The sequence below is a fragment of the Roseibium album genome (genome assembly GCF_001404515.1).
Lineage (GTDB): Bacteria > Pseudomonadota > Alphaproteobacteria > Rhizobiales > Stappiaceae > Roseibium > Roseibium album.
On record NZ_CXWE01000006.1, the window covers coordinates 175,790 to 200,283 of the forward strand.

Here is a 24,494-nt window from a genome sequence, read left to right on the forward strand (position 1 = left end):
CGCTATTCAGCGGCTTCCACATCAAGATCCGTCGGGCTGACTGCGGCCAGGGCCCTGTCAACGACCTCCAGTCCGGCACCGGGCTTGATTGCCTCGACCGTCAGGATCCGCCGCCATGACCGTGCTCCGGGACGTCCGTGAAACAGGCCGAGCATATGCCGGGTCATACGTGCAAGCTTGACACCCTTGCCAAGCTGTTCTTCCAGATAGTTCCTGTGAGCCCGCACCGCATCCCAAGGTGAGACGTCCCCTGTCGTGCCTCCATAAAAACGGCGGTCGACTTCTCCCAGCATCTGCGGTGTGTGATATGCAGCGCGGCCGAACATCAAACCGTCCAGCGTGTCAAGAAATGGCTCCGACTGGTCGAGCGTTTGCAGTCCGCCGTTCAGCCCGATGAACATTTCAGGAAACCGATTTTTCAGGCGCAGGACACGATCATAATCAAGGGGAGGAATATCACGGTTTTCCTTTGGGCTCAGTCCCTTTAGCCAGGCCTTGCGGGCATGTACCCAGAGCGCATCCGCACCGGCCTCGAATACCAACTCGGCCATGCGGTCGAGAGCCGTTTCGGGATCCTGGTCGTCCACACCGATCCTGCACTTGACGGTCACCGGTATCTCGACAGCATCCTTCATGGCCGAAACGCAGGAAGCGACGAGTTCCGGCTCCAGCATGAGACAGGCACCGAATCGCCCGGACTGCACGCGGTCGGACGGACAGCCAACATTGATGTTGACTTCACCATAGCCGTATTCGGCAACGATCCGAGCCGACTCGGCCATCTCCACCGGGTCTGAACCGCCCAGTTGACATGCAATCGGATGCTCCAGACCGGAAAACCCGAGCAGATGATCCCGGTCACCATGAATGACCGCCCCTGTCGTAACCATCTCCGTATAGAGCAACGCATGTCGCGACAACTGACGGTGAAACGCACGGCAGTGCCTGTCAGTCCATTCCATCATGGGCGCAACGGCGATCTTATGTTCTTGATATTTTTTCATTTTTCTTGTTTTCAAGGAACCGGAATTGCACGGGCAAGGTCCAGGTCGGACAAAATTGTCTGTCTTTCGCGGCGAAGTGATCTTCTGGAGAACACACGACGCACCCGCTGGATAGCAAAATTGGTCGCAATTCAAAAGCTCCCTTCTGGTAATTGCGGCGCAATGGTTTGTCGAAAGGACATCTTCAAGTCCGATAGGTTGCGGCGTCGCAAGGATGCCCAAAGCTGACTTTTGTTGCTCTTTATCCAGATGACCGAGATGCGGGACATTGCGGATCTTCAATTCGCGGCGCTGAATGTCAGCTCGGTGATTACTATCATTTGTGTAGTGGATTGCTTTCGTCCGAGAAGTATCTCGTGGTTCGTTCAGTCCTTAGAAGACGCGTCATGGAGCTGATCAATCCCAGCTCAAGACACTTCTGAAAGGATCTTACGATGACAACTTCTACACAAGACAAGCCAGTTTCAAACGGCGTAAACACCGAAGCGCTGATTGGTGCGCGGGGTGTATTTGCAGAGATGCCGCAAGCAGCGTCTTTTACATTCCGTAGCAACTGCGACTGGGTTGATGGCAGCGAGAGCCGCAACACAATCAACGGCTATTTCGGCCTGGGTGAAGAACACATCCGCAAGCAAACCTTCGTCATCAGTTCTGATCACCCGGCGGTGTTTTCGGCCACTGACAGAGCACCAACACCCCCGGAAATCGCGTTATCCGCATTGGCAAGCTGCCTGACCGGCGGCATAGCTGCCGTTGCACAGCATCGTGGCATCCAGTTGCGCAAAGTTCAGGCCGTTGTCGAAGGCGATATGGACATGCGTGGTATTCTGGGCATGGATCCCGACATTCGCAACGGCTTCAGCGCCGTCCGTGTGACGTTTAACATCGACGCGGATGCGAGCGATGACGATATCCGTGCTTTGGTCGCTCAGTCGCAGAAAAGATCGACTGTTTTTGATCTGATGACCAACCCCACCAACGTGCATGTTGTCGTTGCTTAGAAACCCGATGGAAACAGGGAGCGAGTGTCATGCGATGTATTTCGACCGTCATCATTGGCGCCGGGCAAGCCGGGCTCGCAATGAGCAAATGTCTCTCGGACCGTTCCGTCACCCATGTCGTGCTGGAACGGGGCGAGATAGCACAATCCTGGGTAAAAGACAGATGGGACAGTTTGCGCCTGCTCACCCCAAATTGGCAGTCCCGGTTGCCGGGTTTCAGCTACCGAGGACCGGATCCGGATGGATTCATGAACATGCCGCAAATCACGGATTACCTGCGTGATTATGCTCATGTGATTGCCGCGCCCGTGGAAGAACACACGACCGTTAGTTCCGTAACCCCGGACGGGAACAGCTATTTGGTCTGCACCAGCAGGGGCGACTGGATTTGTGACAATGTCGTCGTCGCAAGCGGAGCCTGCGCGCAACCAAGACTGCCGCAGATAGCCAACGCCGTTCCGACAAGTATCGCGCAACTCTCTCTCGCTACCTACAAATCGCCTAACCAGGTTGCACAGGGCGGTGTTTTGGTTGTCGGAGCCTCAGCAAGCGGTGTGCAGATTGCAGCTGAGCTCAGCACGACCGGGCATTCCGTGACCCTTGCGGTGGGTGAACATATTCGCGCGCCGCGTCACTATCGCGGGCGGGACATACAGTGGTGGCTGGATCGCACCGGTGTCCTGGATGCAGCCGTCAAGGATGTAGACGATATTGCCCGCGCGCGTCGCGTACCGTCCTTCCAGCTGATGGGCGACGCGGGGTTGGATGCGATCGATCTGAATACGCTTCAAGCCATGGGAGTAGCCATCACCGGCAGACTGGTTGGCATTCGGCACGGAAAGGCCCAATTTTCTGGCTCTCTGGCCAATCATTGCGCCATGTCGGATCTGAAAATCGGGCGGCTCCTTGAACACTTCGACGATTGGGCCATGTGCGTAAACCTCCCTGATCTGCAAGTCCCGCGGCGACTTCCTCCGACATGTTTTCCCAGTTCACCGCACCTGACGGCCGACCTGAACAATGGTGCATTCCGCACCATAGTTTGGGCAACGGGATATTCTCCGGATTTCAGCTGGTTGAAGCTTCCCGTGTTTGATCAGAAGGACACCCTGATCCACGACCAGGGCGTGGTCGCACCCGGTCTTTATGTGCTGGGGCTACCCTTCATGCGACGCCGGAAGTCCGCGCTGATCGATGGCGTGGGTGGCGACGCCCAGGCTCTTGCCGATCATCTTGTTGCAAATCGAACCAAGCGCGCTGCCTGAAGGAAATCGATCATGGGTACGAAGACAATCCGTCCGGCCATCCCAACGCCGTTCACCAGAATGGTCGGAGTAGATCATCCCATCGTGCTCGCCCCAATGGCAGGAGCCGTGGAAAGCGATCTGGCCGCCGCCGTTGGAAACGCAGGCGGGTATCCAATCATGCCTTGCTCCTGGAGCAGCAAGGAGACCATTGACACCGAACTGGCAAACCTGCGCGCAAAGACTGACGCACCATTTGCCGTCAATCTTTGCCTGGACATGCCCCAGGACGCGCGGCTGGAGTATTGCCTGTCACATCGCCCCAATGCAGTTCATTTCTTTTGGGGGGACGCTGCTCCCTTTGTAGAGCACGTCCATGCAAACGGGGCGTTGGTGATGCAGACCGTTTCAACCTCCAAAGAGGCGAAACGTGCCGTTGAGGCCGGCGTAGATGTGTTGATCGCACAAGGTTGGGAGGCTGGCGGACATGTTAAAGGCACAGTCGCGACATTGCCCCTGCTTCCCGCTGTGGCAGATGCTGCGGGATCAGTTCCCGTGTTGGCTGCAGGTGGTATCTCCGACGGACGCGGATTGGCGGCCGCACTATGTTTAGGGGCAAGCGGTGTTGTCATGGGGACCCGTTTTCTGGCGACGCCAGAAAGTGCAGCGCACGCTGATTACATCGCGCATGTCATTGCGGCCCAGCATTCGGACACAGTTCACGAAACCGACCTGTACAATGTCGGATGGTCAAATGCGGCACATCGCGTGTTGCGCAACGCGTTAGCGGATCGCTGGCTTGAAGAAGGCCGTCCCGACAACCAGACACGCCATCGATCCGGTGAAATCATAGCCAAGCGAGGTGGCAACTCCATCACGGCCTATCAATCTACAACCCCTCACCACACGATGACTGGCGAGATTGAGGCGCTGTCAATGTGGGCCGGCCAAAGCGTTGGTCTGGTAAACAGCGTCGACCCCACCGGCGCCATTGTAGACAGCATTATGGCAAAGGCGCATGCCGCGTTGCGATTGCCTTAACGCGTGGCCAAAATTTCCTCGGCATTCGGCAGACTTGCAAAAATGCAATCGGAGAGCCAACTTGAAATGTTACGTGTCAGAGCGGTAGGCCCAGTGATCTCCATCGCTCCAGAAGCCTTGGCCGCCTTGTAGGTTGTGCGACCCAACCACGCGTCCGCCATCGCGCGAACCCTGGTTGTGATAAACACGTCAACATCCAGGCCCGGATCGGTGGTGCAGACATCAACACTGTCACCCTCAACCGTGATCCACCACTTTGGTTGCTCGTTGAAATCCGTAAACTGGAACAGGACAACCGTTTTGTTGCCGGGTAGATTGTCGGGAACGATGCTGCGCTGAAGATACAGCATCAGCAGTTCAACATCGTAATCCGCGTCGCTCATGAATGCCTTCGACCATTCCATGCCCCAGCTGCCCAGTGCCAACAAGATCGGCTGCAGTTGCCGACAGCTCGCGGTCGGTATGTATTCGTGACCCCGGCCTCCCTGGATACGACGCTTGTACACCAGGTCATACTCCTCCAAAGTGACCAATCTGCGCGTCAAGAGCGTGGGCGAAATTGCTCCCAACCCTCGCTGGAGTTCGGAGAACCGCGTGCTCCCCATCAACAGTTCGCGCACAATCAGCATGGTCCATTTTTCGCCCAGAATCTCGGTCGATTTGGCGATTGGACACCACTGGCCATAGCTGTGCGACATCAAGGTTACTCCAGAAAGTGTAGCAAGGCGCTCCAATCCGTATAGTGTTTTGCTCCAACTTGTAAAGCATCCAGTCTCGTCAGGGTCAGGTAACTCTCATTGCATCAGGCGGCCCAGTCGTGGGTCTGCAAACCGGAGAGAACACATGAACCTACCTATCCACACGGCCCAAACAGCAGCCCTTAAATCACGTGCGATTTTTGAAGCTATCACTCAAGCGCGCGGTTTCGTTCCCAACGTTTATGCCGTCTATGGCAGCCTTCCCGGCGCAATGAACGGATTTGTCGGGCTGACGGGTGCATTTGGCGACAGCAGCCTGTCTCCCGCCGAACGCGAAGTGGTCCAACTTGCGGTGAGTGTCGCCAACAGGTGCCGTTACTGCGTTGCTGGTCACACGGCATTTGCCGCTGACGCGGGTCTCAAAGACGCCCACGTCCGCGCGATGCGCGATGGCCGGGACCCTGATGATGATCGTCTTGGTGCCCTGGCGCGGTTTGCCCGGAAACTAACAACAGAACGCGGCCGAAATTGCGCCAAAGAACGCACGGATTTTCTGATGGCCGGTTACAGCCCGGATCAGGCTCTGGAAGTGATCATAGGCGTCGCAAACAAAACACTGAGCAACATGACCGCCAACTTGCTGGAGCTGCCGCTCGATGAGAATTTTGCACCCTATGCATGGGATCCGAAGGTGGAAGCAGCATGAGCTTTGCAGGTCGCGAAAAAGGCTGAAGATCGCTCAGGCATTGCTTGACAGTATCTGCTGCCCTTGATGTGCCCTCACTATATGCAAAAAGACCTGGGTCTCAGGCCGATCCTGCAACGGACCTACCAAGCTTTCCAGGTCCTGACTTTCAAGTAGGGTGTTCAAGACGTTTCCTTTACGTCTTGTCCTACTCCCCGGCAGAGCGCTGTGCCAAGAGAATAGTGCCTGAGACCGCATCTCCGTCTGCCGGTTTCAAACGTCTGCGCACATCATGGGCAAGCCACGGCTCCAGAGGGCTTGCCAATCCACCGAGAAGAGAAACGCGTGGGGCTCCCTGTGCAAGCAGTGCGCGCACCAGGGTGTCTATCTCGCCAGCGGCAGCCTGAACGATCTGCCGGGCTGCCGGATCGCCCTGCTCGGCATGGCGCAATACCGTGGGAGCGAAGACGGCATAGTCGGTGGCTGTCGCCTGGTCCATCCACCTGACAACCTCCATCGGATCGTGCGAAAATTTTTTCATTACTTCCGCAAGTAGCGCCGTCTTATCCTCCCGGCCATCATGGGCGCGCAAGGCCGCGCGCACCGCGTTCAGCCCCAGATACGCACCGCTTCCCTCGTCGGAAATCGGGAAACCATAACCTCCAACACGGAGTTCCTGCCTGTCGACGAGTCCAATCCCCACCGAACCGGTTCCGGCGATGACAATCGCGCCGTCTTCACCGGAATGCGCTCCGAGACAGGCGCCCATTCCGTCATTGACGAAAACGATTCCCGCAAATTCATGTGGATGGTTCGAAAGGGCCTCCAGTACCCCTTTCCGGCTGAGACCCGCAAGTGCAACGCCGACCCGAACCTGTCCGAGAACCTCTTGTCCGAGACCAGCCTCGCTCATGGCATCTGCGCTCGCCGCCATGATCGCATCCCATGTCTTTTCGATTCCGAGCCGCGTCGCCGCCGGCCCGGCAAGACCCTGCCCGAGAACCCTTCCTGCCGCGTCTTCGATCCGCGCCCGGCAGCCCGTTCCGCCGCCGTCAACACCGAGGAAAAAGGGACCCTCCTTCATGCCGTCAACCGCTCGATGTCGGCACCACAGCGCCTGAGCTTGTCATCAAGCTGCTCGTAACCCCGGTCGAGATGGTAGATCCGGTTGACAACCGTTTCCCCCTCCGCGGCGAGACCGGCCAGTACAAGGGAAACGGAAGCGCGCAGATCCGTCGCCATGACGCTTGTTCCGAACAACTCCGTTTTTCCACGGATCAGCGCACTTGGCCCCTGGAGCTTGATCTCGGCACCCAGACGGCAGAGTTCGGGCAGATGCATGAAGCGGTTTTCGAACACGGTCTCCCGGATGAGAGACGCACCTTCCGCGCAGGTCGCAAGGGCCATGAATTGCGCCTGAAGATCCGTCGGGAAACCTGGATACGGCTCCGTTGTCACGTCCGCTCCGGTGAGCGGGCCACGACGGGCAACCACCATGCCGCGATCACTCGGCCACACCTCCACCCCCATGGTCTCAAGAACCTGGACGACGGACGCGAGATGTTCCAACCGGGCGTTGAGCAATTCAAGCTCGCCGCCGGTAATCGCAGCTGCAACAGCATAGGTGCCGGCTTCGATACGGTCAGGAATGCAATGGTGCCGGGCAGCGCGCCAGCTCGTATCGCCGCTGACGAGTATGCGGTGCGTCCCCTCTCCTTCGATACGCGCACCCATGGCGCGCAGAAATGCAGCCAGATCGGCAATCTCCGGCTCCCGGGCAGCATTCAGGATTTCTGTCTCGCCCTTTGCCGTGGTACCGGCCATCATCGTTGCCGCAGTCGCCCCAACCGAAGGCCCGGGAAGCACGACCCGCGCGCCCCGTAGTCCATTCGGAGCGGAGGCGACAATTGTCCCGCGCTCAAGTGCGATTTCAGCACCGAGCATTTCAAGCGCGTGAATGTGCATATTCACCGGCCGGGCGCCGATCGCACATCCTCCAGGCAGAGAAACCTTGGCGTGACCGCAGCGCGCAAGCAACGGCGCCAGCACCAGAACAGTCGCGCGCATGCGGCGCACCGTGTCGTAAGGGGTTTCCTGCTGCGACAGGTCCTTCGTGGTGATCACCACGCGGCCGATGCCCTTGTCCACCTCGGCATTATGGAAGGAGGCCAGCGTCAGCATCGTGTCGACATCGCGTACGGCAGGCAAGTTCGTCAACTCGACCGGATTGGGATTCAGCAATGCGGCGGCGATCTGGGGCAACGCAGCGTTCTTTGCGCCGGAAATGTCAACCACACCGCGCAGTACGTTGCCTCCCCTGATACGCAATCTATCCATATGCTTCAGCCCTTGTTTGTCGCTTCAAGCGATTTTCGCAGGAAAATCCGCGCCTGCCCTGCGGCAAAATCCGGTAGCTCACCGAAAACTTCGTAACCGGCCTTGCGATAGGCTGCGAGCCCCGATTCACTGAATGTATCGATCCAGGCGCCGGTGCAGCCCCGTTTCTGAGCGCGTTTCTCGGCCGCTTCCAGAAGCCGAATTGCCATTCCCTGATTCCGATGTTTTTCCGCAACCCAGAGCCACTGGATGTAAAGATAGTTCCAAATCGTGAAGCCGAAAGCTCCGGCAATCACCTGCCCCTTCTGGTCGTGCAGCATGACCTGCAATTCGGACCGGTTCGGCTCTCCGACGAAGGCAGCGTTATAGGCGAAGAGATCCTCATGGATCGTCTGCCAGTGGTCGACCGGCGCGTCGGTGATCGTCAGGATCGGGTCACCGGGCCGGTTGGCACGCACAATCCGTCCTCCGCATTGCGGCGTCTCAACACCGGTGGTCGTCGGAAAGGAAATCGGCAGCCCGCGCAGCGTTCTTACCGCGAGCAAAGCGAAGCACTCTGCTTCGACGGCGTCCGAGCGCCAACCGTGATCTTCGGCTGCGACGGCCTCGACCTTCGCGTAGGTCTCAAGCATTTTCATCATCGCCGGGTTCCAGCGCCCACCGCCGCAGACCACCAGGCGGGTCGGGCGTGTCGGCAGCGTGTCGAGACCGGCACCAACGGCTGCGGCTGAAAAGGCAGTCAAAGTCGCGGCACCATCTTCAAGGGACAGGTCTTCCACCCAGTCGTAGCCAAAGTCAAAACGGTCCAGCGATTTCGGATAGGGCTGACTGAGATAAGGTATCGTCAGCCGCTCCGCCAAACGTGGCTCATCGACGGTTCCAGCGAGTGCATTCGCGCCATCGCGGTCCATATCCCCGGCTCCCCTGGAGCGAACGAAATCGTTGATCGGCGCGTTGGCGGGACCGGTGTCAAAGGCTGCAATCTGCCCGTCACCAGAGATCCAGGTGACATTGGCAACGCCGCCGAGATTCAACACTGCAGTGTCTTTCGGGCAACCCGCGCTGGCCAGAAGGGCCTTGTGGTAGATCGCTGACAGGGGTGCGCCCTGTCCGCCGGCGGCAATATCGGCCGAGCGGAAATCATAGGCAACATCCGTGCCCAGAAGTTGCGCCATCAACCGGCCATCACCCAGTTGGCGCGTTGCGCCGATACGCCCGGGAATCGGGGCACGATGAAGGACTGTCTGGCCGTGAAAACCGATGATGCCGATATCGGCCATGGTGAGCCCGGCAGCTTCGACCACATTGCACACCGCATCTGCCTGGGCGCGGGAAATTGCCGCTTCCGCCTCGACAAAGATGTCCGGTTCCGGCCCGTCGAAGGCCCACGCACGCGCTTCGGCGAGCGTCTTTTCAAGCAGACGATTTGTTTCGTCCGGATAAGGGACCAGCTCATAGCTACCGAACTCGGTGATTGTCTCACCGTCGGTCTTCAACAGGGCCACGTCTATATAGCCGTCGAGGACGGTACCGGTCATCAGACCCACGGCCCAGATCGGTTCCATGTTCAGTCCTTCCCATAGATTGCATTGGCAACCGCCTGTCGCAGCGGGATGATGTCACTCTGCCTGAACCTGCTGGGATGCACCCGGTTGGTCAGAAGGGTCCAGGCATGTCCCGCCGCGAAGTCAATCCAGAGCCCTGTTCCGGTGAACCCGGTATGCCCGATGGTCTGGTCCGAGCATTGGCCGCCGCCTGACCAGTCCGGATGCGGCAATTCCCAGCCATGACCACGGGTTGACCCGACCGGGGTCCGCAACAGGCGCGGATGACTGTCTCCAGCTGCTTCCTTGTCGAGAAGGTCTTGTGCAAAGTCCAGAACGGAGCTCACGGTACCGAAGAGGCCCGCATTGCCCGCGCCCTGAAGAGCGAAGCAATTCTCGTCATGAACCTCGCCGACGAGCACACGGCCGCGCCAGTTGCAATATTCGGTCGCTGCCGTGATGGGTGCCTTTCCGGAAAAGGCGAAGCCAAAGCCCGGATCCATGTCCCGTATCCGGCACCCTTCGAGCCGCTCGAGCCCGATGCCGAGCAGAATGAAATTTATGCAGGAGTACACCGCCTCTCCACGGGGCCATTCATGCTGCAACACAAAGGCGCGCAAAAGGTCCGGATCACTGCCATAGGTATAGATCGGAAAGACAGGTGGCAATCCTGTCTGGTGGCCAAGGCACTGGCGAATGGTCAGCTGCCGCTCCCATGCGGTGTCCGGGTGATATTGGCGCAGGTCCGGTATCAGCGTAGTGAGCGGCGCATCCAGATTGATGCGGCCCTCCCTGGCATGGCGCATTATCCGCTCGGTGGTTAAAATGACCTTGGAGAGAGAAGCCAGATCGAACCACGTATCCACGGTCATCGGCCGGGATTCAGGCACGAGCTGCGCCTGGCCGGCGGCACGGGTCATCCGAGCGCCATCCCGTGAGACGAAGCCAAGAACGCCTCCCGGAACATTCCCTGAGGTCACGGCGGTCTCGAACCTGGCAAATGCAACATCGAAGGAGGCTTGTCTGTCCAAGGATCATGCCTCCTGCCGGTAGAAATGATCTTCGCCTGCCCCCAGCCATGCCTCCACTTCGGGTGTAAAACCAATAGGGCGCACCAGGGAAGGCATCGCACGGGAATCGATGCTGTATTCGGCACGACGGCGTTCAAGTGAAGGGACGGCCTCGATCAGCTGCCTGGTGTATCTGTGGCGCGGGTTCGCCAGCAACTCACGGGCATCGCCAATTTCAACGATTTCTCCGGCATAAACCACGGCAATGCGGTGCGCGATGCGCTCGACCACGGCCATGTCATGGGTCACGAAGAGATAAGCCAGGCCAAATTCCCGCTGCAGGTCAATCAACAGATCGAGCACTTTCGCCTGGACAGAGACATCGAGAGCCGAAACCGCTTCGTCCAGTACCAGAACGGAAGGCTTCAGCATGAGTGCCCGGGCGATGCAGACCCGTTGCCTTTGACCACCTGAAAATTCATGCGGATAGCGCGTGAGGCTGTCGGCGGGCAAGCCGACACGGCTCAGCAGTAATTCCATCCGGGTGATGGCCTCTTCATCAATACGGCGCCCCACAGCGGTTATGGGTTCCGCAAGGATACTTTGGACAGTGAGACGTGGATTCAATGAGGCATTTGGATTCTGGAACACCATTTGTGTCGGTTTTTCGGTGCCGCCAATCCGAGTCCGATCGACCTGGGTCACGCCGCTGGTCGGCTTGACGAGGTCTAGAATGGCGCGCGCGGTCGTCGATTTTCCAGATCCGGATTCGCCGACAATTCCAAGCGTCTCGCCAGCCCTCAACTCAAACGAAACTCGCTCGACGGCGTGGATGTTGCCTGTGTGCTTGCGGAACAGGCCCGTACGAACCGGAAAACGGACGCTCAGATCTTCAACCTTCAGCACTCGATCCGCAGAGGCTTTGTCGCTCCGGACCGATTTGCCGTCCGAAAAGTGGGGAACAGCGCTCAAGAGGTGCCGGGTATAGGGATGCTGCGGGTTGTCCAGGATCTTGTCGAGTGGTCCCTGCTCCACCACTTTGCCATCTTGCATGACCATGATCCGGTCAGCGATACCGGCGACGAGGCCGATGTCATGGGTAATGAATATCATCCCCGTCCCGGTCTCGCGCTTCATCTGGGAAAGCAATCCCATGATCTGCGCCTGGATTGTCACATCAAGCGCGGTTGTCGGTTCATCCGCAATCAGAATCCGTGGGTTTGAGGCGAGCGCGATCGCGATCATCACGCGCTGAAGCATGCCACCGGAAAGCTGATGCGGCGCATAGCCAAGACGCCGGGCGGCATCGGGTATACGCACACGTTCCAGGGCCTTGCACGCAGCTTCCCTTGCCTCTGCCCTGGTTAGCCCCTGCTGAAGCCGGAAGATCTCTTCAATCTGCGCGCCGATCGTCATCACCGGGTTGAGCGATGTCATCGGCTCTTGAAATATCATGCCGATTTCGCGGCCACGGATCTGTTCCAGTTCACTCTCGGCAGCCGAGGCAAGGTCCAGCGACGCGCCATCGGAACGCGTGTAACTGATCGAACCGCCGGTGATCCGGCCGCCGCCATAGTCTACGAGGCGGTTCACAGCCATGGATGTTACAGATTTTCCCGACCCGGTTTCGCCGACGATGGCCAGGGTCTCACCGGGATCGAGATCGAAGCTGACGCCGTGAACAACCTGGTTTTCCTCAGGCCGTGGGCCGAAGCCAACCTTCAGGTTTCGAACAGAAAGAAGGCTCATGCCAGCCTCCTCCGGGTCTTCGGATCAAGGATATCGCGCAGGGCATCGCCCAGCAGGTTGAAGCTGAGCACGGCGAGCATCAAAGCAACCGCAGGCATCCAAAGGAGCCAGGGAGCCATCTCCATGAGGTTTCGGGCATCGGAAAGCATCAAGCCGAGCGATGCATTGGGTGGCTGGGTACCGAGCCCCAGGAAGCTCAATCCCGCCTCGGTTACCAGCGCCCACGCGAGTGCAAGCGTAATCTGGACCGTCAGCGGTGCGACGAGATTCAGTGCCAGGTGCCGCGTCATGATGTAACGGCGTGACGAGCCGAAGGTACGGGCGGCGTCGACAAAGTCACGGCGGCGCAGCGAAAGGGCGGGCCCGCGCACGACACGTGTGAAGATCGGGGTGTAGACGATGGCAATGGCCAGGACCGACGTCCAGGTGCCCGGCCCGAAGATCGTGATGATCAAGAGGGCGAGCAGGATAGCCGGAAAGGCCAGCAGAACATCCATGAAGCGCATGACGGCACCATCCCACAGCCCGGCGAACCACGCAGCTGTCAGGCCGAGAACGGCGCCGAGCAAAGAGGCAATGCCTACCGAGAAAAACGAGATTATGAAACTCTGACCGATCCCGTCCATCAAACGCGAAAACACATCCCGCCCGAACAGGTCAGTCCCGAACCAGTGAGCGGCCGAGGGGCCTTGCAGCCTGGCGATACGGTCCTGGATGAGCGGGTCGTAGGGAGTGAAGCCGGTCTTGCCCAAGACCGCAGCGATCAGAAAAACCGCAAATGTGATCAGACCTATACGCCCCGAAGGATGACGCGTGAGATCTTTCAGGAGAGCTGTCATTTGGTTTCGAATCGAATGCGCGGGTCGAGGGCTGCGTAGGCGAGGTCCACCAGCAGGTTCACAACCATGAAGTTGAAGGCAATGAAGAGAACCGAACCCTGGACGAGAGCGTAGTCACGTTGCAAAATCGCATCGAGAACGGTGCGTCCTAGACCCGGCAGCGCAAATATCTGTTCAACCAGCACAGCACCGCCAAGAAGGTACCCGAATTCGACTCCCGAGAGCGTGATCACCGGGATCAGCGCATTCGGCAGGGCATGACGCCAGATCACGCGGCGGCGCGACATGCCCTTGGAGCGGGCGGTTCGAACATAGTCTTCCTGCAAGATGTCCAGCATGGTGGAGCGTGACATGCGAATGACTGCGGCAGCAAAGGCAGTCCCGAGTGTGATGGCCGGCAGGATCATCTGTGCAAGATTGGCAAGTGGGTCCTCGGTGATCGGCACAAAGGTTCCCATTTCGGGCAACACGCCGAAGCCCACGGAGAGCAGATAGATAAGCAGCAGTCCGACAACAAAACTAGGCGTCGACTGACCGAACATTGCGACGATGCGCACGATGAGATCCGATGGCCGGTCCTTGTGTGTCGCGGCATAGATCCCGGCGGGTATACCGATCGACAGGGCAATCAGCATCGACAGGATCGCCAGTTCAAGCGTCAGCGGGAAATGCTGCCAGATGATCGTCATCACCGGCTTTCCGTAAGTCGTTGAAATTCCGAAATCGCCCTGCAGCACGCCTGCGAACCATCTCCAGAACTGAATGAACCAGTTCTGATCGAGGCCAAAATAGGCCCTGAGAGCGTCACGCTGAGTGGGGGTCAGCAGACCGGACTCGGTGCCAAGCATCGCGGTGATCGCGTCGCCCGGCACCAGCCGGATGGAAATAAAGACGAAGACCGACACGCCCAGCATCACCAGCGGAAACACCAGAAGGCGTTTGATCGGGTAGGACATGAGGATCTCCGTCTGCAGGCCTACTTGTTCACACTGACGTTAGCGAGACCGAACAACGAACCGGTGGGTGTCGGTTCGAAACCGTCGACGTAGTCCTGTGTCCCGGCATAGGAATATCCCGTGTAGAGCCAGACCCAGGGCGACACTTCCGCCAGATGTTTTTCGAAGGACTGGAAGATCTCCTTCCGCTTGGCCGGGTCGGCTTCTTCCCTGCCCTGTGCCATCAGGCTATCGAGATCGTCATCGATATAATTGGCAACTTTCTGCAGGTTGCCATCCTTGGTCCAGTAGCGGTTATACATGGTGTAAGGATCCGGCTTGCCGCCATTCAATGCCACGGCCATGTCGAAATCAGCTTTCAGCCAGTGGTCGACATAGACGTTCAGTTCTTTCATCTCGATCGTCAGATTGATGCCGATTTCAGACAGTTGCGACTGGAGAACCTGTGCTTCGGAGGCAGCGGTTGGCGGCTCTCCGGTTGCGGCCATGATGTTCATGTCGAAGCCATCGGCAAAACCGGCTTCGGCCATCAGTTGCCTGGCCTTTTCGAGATCCTGCTGGTAGCAGAAGAGCTGATCTTGCGGCGTCGCATAAGCCGCCATGGTCAGCGGCCCGGTGACAGCCCCCTCGCCCAGGAGCGCAGTGTCGAGAACGTCCTGACGATCGACAGCGCAGGAGATCGCCTGGCGAACCTTTTGTTCGGTCAGCGGACCACGCGACGGGTTCAACTGCAGAACGTGGTAGGAAAGGACCGGCGCCTTGGCCAGTTTGAGGCCGGATGCCTGCGGGATCAGGGTTGCCACAAAAGGATCGTTGATCAGCGCAAAATCCACCTGCTTCGAACGCAGCGCCGCAAGAATCGATGTTTCGTCCGGCAGGACCGAGATATCGAGCCCGTCGATGGCGACCTCACCACCGTGCCAGTCCTCATTGGCGACCAGGGTGGCGCTCGAATTCGGTGTCCAGCTCTCATATTTGAACGGCCCGGATCCCACGACCTCGGTACCGATGGTTCCAGCTTCGATTGCGCTGGCTTGCACAATCGCTGCATTCACCGAAGCGAGTGCGGTCAGGAACGGGACGTTCGGGCCGTCGAGATTGAAGACGACAGTCATGTCATCCGGCGTATCGATCGAGGTAATCGCGGTGAAATTCGCACGGGCTGCCGAACCGACTTCTTCGTCGAGGATGCGTTCGAAGCTGGCCTTGACGTCAGCTGGTGTGACCGCCGAGCCGTCGTGGAACTTGGCGCCCTCGTCCAGTTTCATGGTCAGAACCGTGGCTTCGTCGTTGAACTGCCAGGAACCGGCGAGTGCAGGAACGATCTCGGCATCCTTGTCGAGGCGCACAAGCGGCTCATACATCAGTTCAAGGAATCGGATCGACGAAAAGGCAGTCTGTTTATGCGGATCAAGGCCGGTGGCATCCTGAGACCACGCAACCTTGAGGTTTTCGGCCATTGACACGCCACTTAACGCCGTGGTGCTCAGTATTACGGCCAGGCCGACCGTCCCAAGTGACTTGGTAATCATCTTTGACATAATGCAATCTCCCTCTGTAGAACGATTAGGCGATCTAGTCCGTCAGTCTTGCGCAGATTGTTCCCCGCGTCTTGTCTATTGCTTTCCTCAGTACACCGCCGTTTTCCGCGAGAACCTTACTGGCGGCATCCCGGTTGAGTCCCGTGAGTTTCATGCAGATTGCCAGCTTGACGTCATTGCCAGCCTCGGCAAGAAGAACAGTGGCCTCTTCCGGCTCAACGCCTGTTATTTCCGACAGGATACCGACGGCACGTGTCTGCAGCTTGGAATTTGAGATCGACAGATCAACCATCAAATTCTGGTAAGTCTTGCCAAGGCGGATCATTGCCGCGGTGGTCAGCATGTTCAGCACCATCTTCTGAGCCGTACCTGACTTGAGCCGGGTCGAGCCCGTGACGACTTCAGGACCAACGACCGGTGCAATGGAAATCTCGGCATGGCGTGACAAGAGGGAATTGGGATTGCAGGTGAGCGCCATGGTGCGCGCGCCTACTTCCGAGGCATAGTCGAGAGCGCCGATCACATAGGGTGTCCGGCCCGAAACGGCGATACCGACAACCACATCCAGTTCGGTCAAGGACACGGCCGCCAGATCATCCGCTCCCTGGGCCTCGCTGTCCTCGGCCCCTTCGACGGCATGGCGCAACGCCCGGTCACCTCCGGCGATAATGCCAATGACCATCGACGGCGGCACCGAGAAAGTCGGCGGACATTCGGAAGCATCAAGAACGCCCAGGCGGCCGGACGTTCCCGCGCCGATATAGATCAAACGTCCTCCGGCACGAAACGCATCGGCTATGACTTCGACCGCCGTTGCGATGACCGGCAGTTCCGCCTCGACGGCAGACGCAACCATCTTGTCTTCTGCATTGATCCGGCCAACCACTTCAGGAACCGGCAGCAGGTCGACATCCGTCGTGCGCGGATTTCGCGTCTCGGAAACAAGATTGCGGAGTGAACGAACCGACAGCGGATCGGACATTGGAACCCCCTGTTACTTTTCGCATGATCTTCGACTTAATTATTCCAATAGTCAACGATTTGTTCAATTTTTTATTCCTTATTATTTGCACGTATTGTATCATTGGGGCAAAGAACAGAATATTCAATTTATAATTCATGCACTTAGAAGATTGCCGAAAGAGAGCGCCCCTGCTCCGGAGTATAGACAACAACGAAGCTATTCGCGGCGATGGAAATATCTATTCCATTTGAACGGTTCCTGCGAAATGATGATTCCGAACCTTTCACAAGGATGCACCATGTCGATTCTGACAATAATGAAGGGGCAAATGGACAGCCTTACGGCTGCGGAGCGCGAGATTGCAAAGTTTGTTCTCGCCTCGCCTGACGAGATGATCCATCTTTCGTCCGCTGAACTGGCAGAACAGACCGGTCGCAGCCAGTCCAGTGTCGTCAAGTTTTGCCAGAAACTCGGCTGCCGTGGATATCAGGACTTCAAGGTCGCGGTTACAAAGGCCGCGTCGCAAACGTGGCAGGTGCCAGCGGGAGTAATTCACGGAACGATCGGCAGTGACGACCCGTTCGCGACCATACTGCAAAAACTGCTCGGCTCTAAGATCCACGCCATGCAGCAAACGCTTTCAGTCAACAACGAGAAAACGTTGCGAGCAGCCCTGGACGCAATCCGCACAGCGCGGCGGATCCAGCTTGTCGGCGTCGGCGCCTCTTCGCTCGTAGCCCAGGACTTCGCCTACAAGCTCCAGAAAATCGGCTACATGGTGTTGTTCGACGCAGACAGCCACATCCAGATTGCCAATGCCGCAACGCTTGAAAAAGGCGATCTGTGTATCGCGCTTTCCTATTCGGGCGACACGCTTGAAAGCCGCCGCATTGCCGAGACAGCGCTCAAAAAGAACGCTACCGTGATTTCCGTAACAGGCGTTCAACCCAATCGCCTTGCCGACCTGTCGGAAATCCAGCTCTATATCGTCGCAGATGAGCATCAGGCCCGCAGTTCGGCAATCTTCACCCGTGACGCTCAACTCGCCCTCGCGGATCTCATGTTCATCCTGCTCATTCAGTCCGACAGCCGTGCCAACGGTCTCATCCATGCCGCGGAAGACGCTGTCTCCACTCTAAAAACCTAGGGGATCCGAGGGAACCCGGCCCGTCCAAAACTCTGCGTAGCCACTCGAAACCAGGTAACACAAATTGTTTTGTTTGCCTGCGCTTTGAGGGCGTACACACACATTCAGGGCAATTTCAACAGCTCACGTAAAACACGACTAATTCGCAGGAACCGGCCGGCGCATGGAACAAGAAATGAAGATCACGCTGACCCAACTTCGAACCTTTATTGCCGTTGCCCGCGAACGATCGTTCACGCGCGCTGCAGAACGCTTGTCGTCGTCGCAACCATCTGTAAGCGCAGCAATCAAACATCTGGAAGCGGAGTTGAAGCTTCGGCTCTTCGATCGCACTACAAAAGAACTCCACCTGACTGCGGAGGCCAAAGCGTTCCTGCCGACTATTGAAAGACTGAGTGACGACCTGGAGGCCTCTTTACAGGATTTGCGCGCAACGGCTGAACGTCGCAGAGGCAGGGTCGCAGTCGCCGTGTTGCCTTCCATCGCAACAAATGTGCTGCCGGCCACAATTTCCCAGTTTTCGGCTGCCTATCCAAACATCCGGATATCGCTGCGTGACGACAACACGGCGGCAATCTGGCAACAGGTGCGCAATGGCGAAGTGGACCTCGGCATCGCTGGACGTATTCAGGCTGAAGAAGGCCTTCATTTTGAGACTCTTATCAGGGATCCCTTCGGTGCCGTGATGCATCCCACCCACCCTCTGGCAGGCGAGACAGGACCAATCAGATGGAGCGAACTTGAGGGATACCCGTTTGTTTCATTCGGTGCCGATACAGGAATCAGGCCACTGCTCGATACGATCGACCCGACACCGAACAACATCTCGTCGCCTTGGATTGAAGGCTCCAATATTGCAGCAGTTCTTGCCCTTTTGAAAGCCAACCTTGGGATTGCTGCTCTGCCGGAAATGGCAATGCGGTCCGATGGACGCGACCTGGTGTTCAGAACGCTTCTCGACCCGCCACTCTACCGCAAGATCGGTTTGGTCACCCGCGCAAACCGTGCTCTTTCGCCCGCTGCGCAAGGCTTTGTTGACAATATGCGGGAGGTGCTCAAACCCCAGTGGCTTCGATAGCCTATGGCTGTTCATTTATAATTTTTTCAAATAAATGGTGCTTTTCTATCAAAAAATCACATGAAAATGATTGCCACGCCAAACATCACGTAGTGTCCTCCGCCCATCATTGATGGGAGGAATTCATACAATGGCACCTACTACAATTAATCGACGTTCGATCCTTTCCACCGTTAGCGTCGCACTCGTCACATCAGTTCTGAGCATGGCAACGCCCGCAAGTGCCGATGATCCTGAATTTCTCAACATTGGTGGCGGTCCAAGTGGCGGCACCTTCAACGTTGTCGCCACCGGCCTTGGAAACCTGATGCGCGAAGCATTTCCTGACAGCGTTGTTGGCGTGCAACCAGGCGGTTCCGGCCCGAACCTGCTGCGCGTTTCCGCTGGCGAGGCTGATATCGGCCTGACGTCTGCCAGCAACGCGACCGATGCGTGGCACGGGCGGGACCCGGCAACCCCGGACAAGCCGATCAAGAATGTCCGCGGACTGATGACATTCTTTCCAAGTGCGATCCAGATCTGGGTGGACGCCGATTCCGACATTCACAGCATTGAAGATCTAAAGGGCAAACAAGTCAGCGCCGGTCAACCTGGCCAGACATCCTGGAATGCATTCAACAATCTCCTCGCCGTTCACGGCATGACGACGGATGATATCGAAGCTGATGGCGGTACCATGCACAAACTCAGCTGGAAGGAGTCCCAGAATGGACTTCGCAATGGCCAGCTTGATGCGGTCATGTGGGTAGCGCTTTACCCGCATTCGACGGTGCTTGCCACCGAAACGGCCCGCAAGATCAGGGTTCTGTCACTGGATGAAGCCAAACTTGACGAATACCTGGCAAAGCATGGTGGTGGCTTCCAGAAAGTAGAGCTCCCGGTTGGTCTGTATCAGGGGCAGTCAGCACCGGCAAATTCAGTTGGCACAAAAACCTTCCTGTTTGCTTCCGACAAGATGCCTGATGACGTTGCCTACAAGGTCACCTCGACAATCTGGGACAATCTCGACCGGTTCAAGCAGACCCATGCCCTGCTGAACTTCATCTCGGGTGAGACGGCAGGCCATGGAATGGCCGTACCTCTTCATCCCGGAGCCGCACAGTTCTACAAGGACAAGGGTATTGCGTTTGATGAGCCGGCCCTGAACTGATCCGCCCTGGGTACTTCACCACGTGTTTGAAACCCTGAATGAGAGACATCTCAGGCATGCGTCTTAAGTCCGAACAGGTCGCGGGTGCATTGGCAGTCGCCATGGCAGTGTTTCACCTTGCAGCGGCCTCTCCGTTTGTCCTGATGCCAAACATCATTCTGCGGGGCTGGCATCTGTTGTTCGCCTTGTTGATCGGGTATTTGATCTACAAATTTCCGATCAAACGCCTACGCGGTCCGGTCGATGGTCTTTTCATTGCCCTGTCCGCGGTGTGTCTTGGCTATCTGATTTTCAACCACGCGGAAATTGTCGTCCGTCCTCCCTGGACCCTTGAGGCTTCGCCGTTCGAACTCTTCGTTGCTATTGGCACAGTTATAGCCGTGCTGGAGTTGACGCGGCGAAGCCTTGGGTTGACGATCTCAGCGCTGTGCGTCGTTTTCATCGTCTACGGGTTTGTCGGACCATACCTGCGATATGTAGACATGCTTCGTCCGCTCGCGCATGGCGGCGTCGGCATCAATGAATTTGTCGACCAGATGTATTTCAGCTTCGAGGGCATATTTGGTGTCGCGCTCGGTGTTTCGGCCGACTTCATATTCCTGTTTGTCGTGTTTGGTGCGTTGTTGCAGGTCATAGGTGGCGGCGATTTCTTCGTCAATGTCACACGCGCAGCCACAGGAGCAACGCGTGGCGGTCCCGCAAAAATGGCGGTCATGGCCAGCGCCCTGATGGGCACCATGTCCGGCAGCGCGGTTGCCAATGTCGCCACGACCGGTGCCATTACGATCCCGTTGATGAAAAAACTCGGATATCCCAAGGCATTTGCCGGTGCGGTTGAGGCCGTTGCCTCGACAGGCGGACAGATCACACCACCCATCATGGGCGCGGCAGCTTTTCTGATGGCGGCTATCCTGGGTATCAGCTACCAGGAAGTCATCACCGCCGCGGCGATCCCCGCCATTCTGTTCTTCTTGTCCCTGTTCATTGCCGTTCACTGGGAAGCTCTCAAGCAGGGCCTTCAACCCATGGAGCGCAGGCAACGCGGTGCTACCTGGCAGGAATTCAAGGCCGGCTGGACATTCCTTCTGCCGCTTGTCGTCATCATGACGTTTCTTTTGCTTGGCTATACGCCCAGTCTTTGCGCCTTTTATGGTGTCATGGCAACACTGGCGACGCCGTTCCTGCGGCGTAGCACAATGGTATCACCGGCTGTTCTCGCCGAAGGGCTAAAACTGGGTGCAAAAGCGGCGGTGGTGGTGGCAATTGCCTGCGCCTCTGCCGGTATCATTGTCGGGATCGTGCAGATTTCAGGCCTCGGATTTCGTTTCAGCAGTCTGGTGATTTCATTCGCTGACGGCAATCTCTACCTGGCACTCGTTCTGGCGATGTTTGCGGCATTCGTCTTTGGCATGGGCATGCCGACGACACCAGCCTATATCATCCAGGCAACACTGGTGGCCCCTGCCCTTGTGGATCTGGGGGCGCAACCGCTGGCTGCTCACCTGTTTGTTTTTTATTATGCGGTCCTTGGCCAGATCACGCCTCCCGTAGCGGTCGCCGCATTTGCTGCAGCACCCATAGCAGGCACAAGCCCGACCTCGGTTGGATGGCGTGCCTTCCTGCTGGGTATCCCTGTCTATGTCATTCCGTTCCTGTTTGTTGCCAATCCTGAGCTCCTTGGCCAGGGAGACTGGTCGATGTTGTTTCTGGTTCTGGCGCGCTCTGCCTTGGCAATCATCTGCCTTGCGATGGCTGTGACAGGGTGGCTCTGCGGACGCCCTCTCAAGTGGACAGGTCGGACGCTTCTCGTTGGCGCGGCCGTGATGCTCGTGACACACAATCCGGCGTTCAATGCAGCGGCGATTGTGGTCATTGCGCTGGTAACTGGACTGCAAAGGCACCGGTTTGGACACAGATTGATTGGAAAAGTGGGCAATGAAGAATAACGACCAGCTGGTCCCCAATTCGTCAAAGACAACCGGTCCGGTGGCCTCCCGGCGTGAATGGAAACTACCGCCACCCGAACCGACTGTTTTTGCCTATGAACCGATCACCGTGCATGAACGCATTGCCTATATTGCAGGTCAGATCCCCAAACATCAGGGAAAACTTGCCTATTGTGGCCTGGTCGGAAGTGGCGTGTCGTTTGAAGAAGCAAAAGCGGCCGCGCAGATCTGCGCTGAACAGGCCCTCGCCTGGCTAAACAGGTCAGCGGGTGGCCTGGACAATATCGAACGCATATTGCGTCTCAAATGCTTTGTTGCTCATGCGGAGGGTTTTACGCAAATCTCCGAGGTCGCGGACGCAGCATCAATCTTGCTGGTAGAGTATTTTGGAGATGCGGGGCGTCATTCTCGATCTGTCATTGGTGTCAGAAGCTTACCCAGAAACGCACCTGTCCTGGTCGAAATCACTGCGGCGCTTTGCAGTGAACCGACATGACATGGGCCGTCACAGTGAAACGACAGACACCAGATTGAATTCTTCGTCACCTGGATCGGCGCGCGATCAAAGCGGGGCAAGAAATTGTTTCAGCGCCGCACGCATGCCTGTTGTTTCAGCGTGTCCACCGTTCGGCTCGATAAAAGTTTTCAGGTCGCGGGCGTTCCGCGCGTAGGCGTCGGTCACACGCGCGAACGCAGGTTCAAATGCGGCTTGCGGCGTCAGCGGATCCATGTAACCCGCCCCGATGAACTGAGGTCTTGGTGCAATGAGTGCTGCAACATCTCCCATATCATAGTCCGGCAACAGACCGGGGACGGTCATGTAAATCCCATGAAGATCGTGCGCCCCGGTCCTGATCAACTCACCAATGCTGGAGAATGCGCACAGATGTGAACATCTGGAGATGTCAGGATTTAGTGCTGCATGCCAATAGGAAAGCGTTGCTCCCATGGACAAGCCAAAAGTGGCAATGCGGCCGCGTTCAATCCCCGGAAATGCAGACAGAGCAGAATATGCCCGATCCATGTCGTCAAGCATGAGGCCCAGAAGCGGTCGACCGTGCCACAGCGCCTTTTTGCTGAGCTCAGACTCCGTTCCCTCAGATTGCCGGCGCCCAAAACCCGGCATCTCCGGGCAAAGCACCACGTATCCAAGGCTTGCAAGCCAAAGGCCCACCGGCGGCAGCAACAGGCTCGGCCGTCCGTCAGACACTTCTGTCATGCCGATTTCGTATCGATTTCCATGAGCATGCCCATAAAGAACAGCCGCTCCGTTTCGACTATTCTCCGGTGGACACAGTACTCTGGCCGGCAAAGGGTCTTGGTCACATTCAATGACACCGTCAAAACAGTGAATGCCCGACTGCGTCCAATGACGGTGCTCTACCCATTTGCCCGGACGTTGCGCCTGGCAACCAGTCAAATTCCGGAGTTTTCGCCTGCTCAGTTTCATGGTGCAGCACAGTCTTTGCCAAAATCTGTATACTGGTATACTAGTATTAAAGGGAACAGGAACGCCACCCGTGCAGCACATGCGAAAATGGACTGAGCCGCAATATGCAGCCAAACTGCCGGATCGTCGGCAGCTGGAAGTCTTTGGTGCTGTCCAGGCATTTTACCACATTCCCGCCCCCGCAGCGGGGAGAAAGGACGATTTCCCGAGACAGCGAATTCAGAAATCGACCGAAAGCAACATTCCGCTCCGAAATGATGCCAAAACCACCGTATTCGACACCGTGAACGTCGCGATTACGTTCTGCAAATCCGCATCAAGCGAGTGCACCGACACGGTCCGGGGAGCTCAATTGGGCGAATTCAGAACCAGGGCGTTCACGGCATGAAAGCTCTGACCCGCGATACGGAAGACCTGTTTTCCACTTGGCAAGTCAATCCGTCGCTGCCGATCGCCCCGCAAGCCTATGAATTCCTAAGGCAATGCATTGTTGACAACACATTGCCGCCCGGCGCTCCAATCAGCGAAGGCATTTTTGCGGCCCAGTTGAAAATAAGCCGAACTCCCTTGCGAACAGCCATGCAACAATTGGCGGGAGAAGGTTTGATCGTCACGCGGCCGCAGGTCGGTTCGGTGGTTGCAATGCTGGATACCGAGCGTCTTGAAGAAGCTGTTTTCATGCGCTCGGTTCTTGAGGAAGCCGTCGTGCGCCGGTTGGCCGAAAGAGGGCTTGACCGCCAGGTATTGGCAAAATCCTTTGCGGTTCAGAAGCTGGCGGCCGATGCCGATGATTATGCAACATTCTTTCAGGAAGATGAGCAGTTTCACGCAAAACTGGCTGTATTGGCGGGAGTGCCGAACACCTGGCGCCTCGTCCATTCGGTCAAGGGCCACGTCGACCGGCAACGTTTCCGCATGATGTCGGGCATTCCCTATCGGTCGATGCGGGCATATCGTGATCATCTGAAGATTGTCCGCCGCATTGCGGCGGGGGATGGAGACGGAGCCGCTCTGGAGATGCGCAAGCATGTGCACTCGGTTCTGGAACTGGTGCCGGACAACGGCACATTGCTGCAGCTGCAGGCACAATTGCCTGCCGATGATGGCTAG

General features: G+C 57.4%; 23 protein-coding genes and 1 pseudogene. 11 read left to right on the forward strand and 13 right to left on the reverse strand.

Annotated elements, in window-relative coordinates; translation table 11 throughout:
- Positions 1-2: 2 nt before the first annotated feature.
- Positions 3-1,004 (reverse strand): tRNA dihydrouridine(20/20a) synthase DusA, encoded by a 1,002-nt coding sequence (dusA, locus tag LA5095_RS20555; RefSeq protein ID WP_055118976.1) that lies wholly within the window; start codon positions 1,002-1,004, stop codon positions 3-5.
- A 518-nt stretch (positions 1,005-1,522) separates the two neighbouring features.
- Here dusA and LA5095_RS20560 point away from each other — a divergent pair.
- From LA5095_RS20560 to LA5095_RS20570, 3 genes are read left to right on the forward strand one after another with little or no spacing between them, the layout of a single operon-like run.
- Entirely contained in the window at positions 1,523-2,005 is a 483-nt protein-coding gene (locus tag LA5095_RS20560; RefSeq protein ID WP_196892638.1) for an OsmC family protein, read from the forward strand.
- A gap of 29 nt (positions 2,006-2,034) precedes the next feature.
- Positions 2,035-3,270 (forward strand): NAD(P)-binding domain-containing protein, encoded by a 1,236-nt coding sequence (locus tag LA5095_RS20565; RefSeq protein WP_082442837.1) that lies wholly within the window; start codon positions 2,035-2,037, stop codon positions 3,268-3,270.
- Between the two features lie 12 nt (positions 3,271-3,282).
- The gene (locus tag LA5095_RS20570) at positions 3,283-4,290 is read left to right on the forward strand and encodes an NAD(P)H-dependent flavin oxidoreductase (RefSeq protein WP_055118340.1); all 1,008 of its coding nucleotides are present in this window, start codon (positions 3,283-3,285) and stop codon (positions 4,288-4,290) included.
- Here LA5095_RS20570 and LA5095_RS20575 read toward each other — a convergent pair.
- Positions 4,287-4,988 carry a winged helix-turn-helix transcriptional regulator gene (locus LA5095_RS20575; protein ID WP_055118343.1) on the reverse strand — a complete coding sequence of 234 codons (702 nt, stop codon included), beginning with the start codon at positions 4,986-4,988 and terminating at the stop codon, positions 4,287-4,289. The two genes, LA5095_RS20570 and LA5095_RS20575, sit on opposite strands and share 4 nt — an antisense overlap.
- 145 nt (positions 4,989-5,133) lie before the next feature.
- On the opposite strand from LA5095_RS20575, the gene LA5095_RS20580 reads away from it, so the two are divergent.
- Complete coding sequence (locus LA5095_RS20580) at positions 5,134-5,694, forward strand: carboxymuconolactone decarboxylase family protein (protein WP_055118345.1); 561 nt, start codon at positions 5,134-5,136, stop codon at positions 5,692-5,694.
- Positions 5,695-5,881: 187 nt separating this feature from the next.
- Here LA5095_RS20580 and LA5095_RS20585 read toward each other — a convergent pair whose 3' ends face one another.
- From LA5095_RS20585 to murQ, 10 genes and pseudogenes are all read right to left on the reverse strand, one after another.
- Positions 5,882-6,757: a glucosamine kinase nucleotide-binding domain-containing protein gene (locus LA5095_RS20585; RefSeq protein WP_055118347.1), complete on the reverse strand. Its 876-nt coding sequence runs from the start codon at positions 6,755-6,757 to the stop codon at positions 5,882-5,884.
- Positions 6,754-8,010 carry a UDP-N-acetylglucosamine 1-carboxyvinyltransferase gene (gene murA, locus LA5095_RS20590; RefSeq protein ID WP_055118349.1) on the reverse strand — a complete coding sequence of 419 codons (1,257 nt, stop codon included), beginning with the start codon at positions 8,008-8,010 and terminating at the stop codon, positions 6,754-6,756. The genes LA5095_RS20585 and murA overlap by 4 nt, the downstream gene beginning before the upstream one ends.
- A 5-nt stretch (positions 8,011-8,015) precedes the next feature.
- Complete coding sequence (locus tag LA5095_RS33285; RefSeq protein WP_235808866.1) at positions 8,016-8,468, reverse strand: GNAT family N-acetyltransferase; 453 nt, start codon at positions 8,466-8,468, stop codon at positions 8,016-8,018.
- Positions 8,469-9,575, reverse strand: a pseudogene (locus LA5095_RS20595) (anhydro-N-acetylmuramic acid kinase); the annotation flags it as partial.
- A 2-nt stretch (positions 9,576-9,577) separates the two neighbouring features.
- Positions 9,578-10,585, reverse strand: coding sequence for a serine hydrolase domain-containing protein (locus LA5095_RS20600; protein WP_055118351.1), 1,008 nt, complete (start codon positions 10,583-10,585; stop codon positions 9,578-9,580).
- Between the two features lie 3 nt (positions 10,586-10,588).
- Positions 10,589-12,313, reverse strand: coding sequence for an ABC transporter ATP-binding protein (locus LA5095_RS20605; RefSeq protein ID WP_055118352.1), 1,725 nt, complete (start codon positions 12,311-12,313; stop codon positions 10,589-10,591).
- Positions 12,310-13,152, reverse strand: a complete 843-nt coding sequence (locus LA5095_RS20610) for an ABC transporter permease (RefSeq protein ID WP_055118354.1) — start codon at positions 13,150-13,152, stop codon at positions 12,310-12,312. The genes LA5095_RS20605 and LA5095_RS20610 overlap by 4 nt, the downstream gene beginning before the upstream one ends.
- On the reverse strand, positions 13,149-14,108 hold the full coding sequence (locus tag LA5095_RS20615; RefSeq protein WP_055118356.1) for an ABC transporter permease: 960 nt from the start codon (positions 14,106-14,108) through the stop codon (positions 13,149-13,151). Before LA5095_RS20615 ends, LA5095_RS20610 begins: the two co-directional genes overlap by 4 nt.
- A 20-nt stretch (positions 14,109-14,128) precedes the next feature.
- Positions 14,129-15,649, reverse strand: coding sequence for an ABC transporter substrate-binding protein (locus LA5095_RS20620; protein ID WP_055118358.1), 1,521 nt, complete (start codon positions 15,647-15,649; stop codon positions 14,129-14,131).
- Positions 15,650-15,683: 34 nt separating this feature from the next.
- Positions 15,684-16,631, reverse strand: a complete 948-nt coding sequence (gene murQ, locus LA5095_RS20625) for an N-acetylmuramic acid 6-phosphate etherase (RefSeq protein ID WP_055118360.1) — start codon at positions 16,629-16,631, stop codon at positions 15,684-15,686.
- A 280-nt stretch (positions 16,632-16,911) separates the two neighbouring features.
- Between murQ and LA5095_RS20630 the strand changes: the two genes are divergently transcribed.
- From LA5095_RS20630 to LA5095_RS20650, 5 genes are all read left to right on the forward strand, one after another.
- Positions 16,912-17,760, forward strand: a complete 849-nt coding sequence (locus LA5095_RS20630) for a MurR/RpiR family transcriptional regulator (RefSeq protein WP_055118980.1) — start codon at positions 16,912-16,914, stop codon at positions 17,758-17,760.
- Positions 17,761-17,923: 163 nt separating this feature from the next.
- Complete coding sequence (locus LA5095_RS20635; protein WP_055118361.1) at positions 17,924-18,838, forward strand: LysR family transcriptional regulator; 915 nt, start codon at positions 17,924-17,926, stop codon at positions 18,836-18,838.
- A gap of 130 nt (positions 18,839-18,968) precedes the next feature.
- Positions 18,969-19,988 (forward strand): TAXI family TRAP transporter solute-binding subunit, encoded by a 1,020-nt coding sequence (locus LA5095_RS20640; RefSeq protein ID WP_158510421.1) that lies wholly within the window; start codon positions 18,969-18,971, stop codon positions 19,986-19,988.
- 38 nt (positions 19,989-20,026) lie between these two features.
- Positions 20,027-21,934: a TRAP transporter permease gene (locus LA5095_RS20645; RefSeq protein WP_082442835.1), complete on the forward strand. Its 1,908-nt coding sequence runs from the start codon at positions 20,027-20,029 to the stop codon at positions 21,932-21,934.
- Positions 21,924-22,430, forward strand: coding sequence for a RidA family protein (locus LA5095_RS20650; RefSeq protein WP_055118368.1), 507 nt, complete (start codon positions 21,924-21,926; stop codon positions 22,428-22,430). The genes LA5095_RS20645 and LA5095_RS20650 overlap by 11 nt, the downstream gene beginning before the upstream one ends.
- 66 nt (positions 22,431-22,496) lie before the next feature.
- On the opposite strand, the gene LA5095_RS20655 is transcribed toward LA5095_RS20650, so the two are convergent.
- Positions 22,497-23,153: a dienelactone hydrolase family protein gene (locus tag LA5095_RS20655; RefSeq protein WP_055118370.1), complete on the reverse strand. Its 657-nt coding sequence runs from the start codon at positions 23,151-23,153 to the stop codon at positions 22,497-22,499.
- A 310-nt stretch (positions 23,154-23,463) separates the two neighbouring features.
- Between LA5095_RS20655 and LA5095_RS32810 the strand changes: the two genes are divergently transcribed.
- Positions 23,464-23,772 carry a hypothetical protein gene (locus tag LA5095_RS32810; protein ID WP_055404473.1) on the forward strand — a complete coding sequence of 103 codons (309 nt, stop codon included), beginning with the start codon at positions 23,464-23,466 and terminating at the stop codon, positions 23,770-23,772.
- Positions 23,769-24,494, forward strand: a complete 726-nt coding sequence (locus LA5095_RS20665) for a GntR family transcriptional regulator (RefSeq protein WP_055118374.1) — start codon at positions 23,769-23,771, stop codon at positions 24,492-24,494. The genes LA5095_RS32810 and LA5095_RS20665 overlap by 4 nt, the downstream gene beginning before the upstream one ends.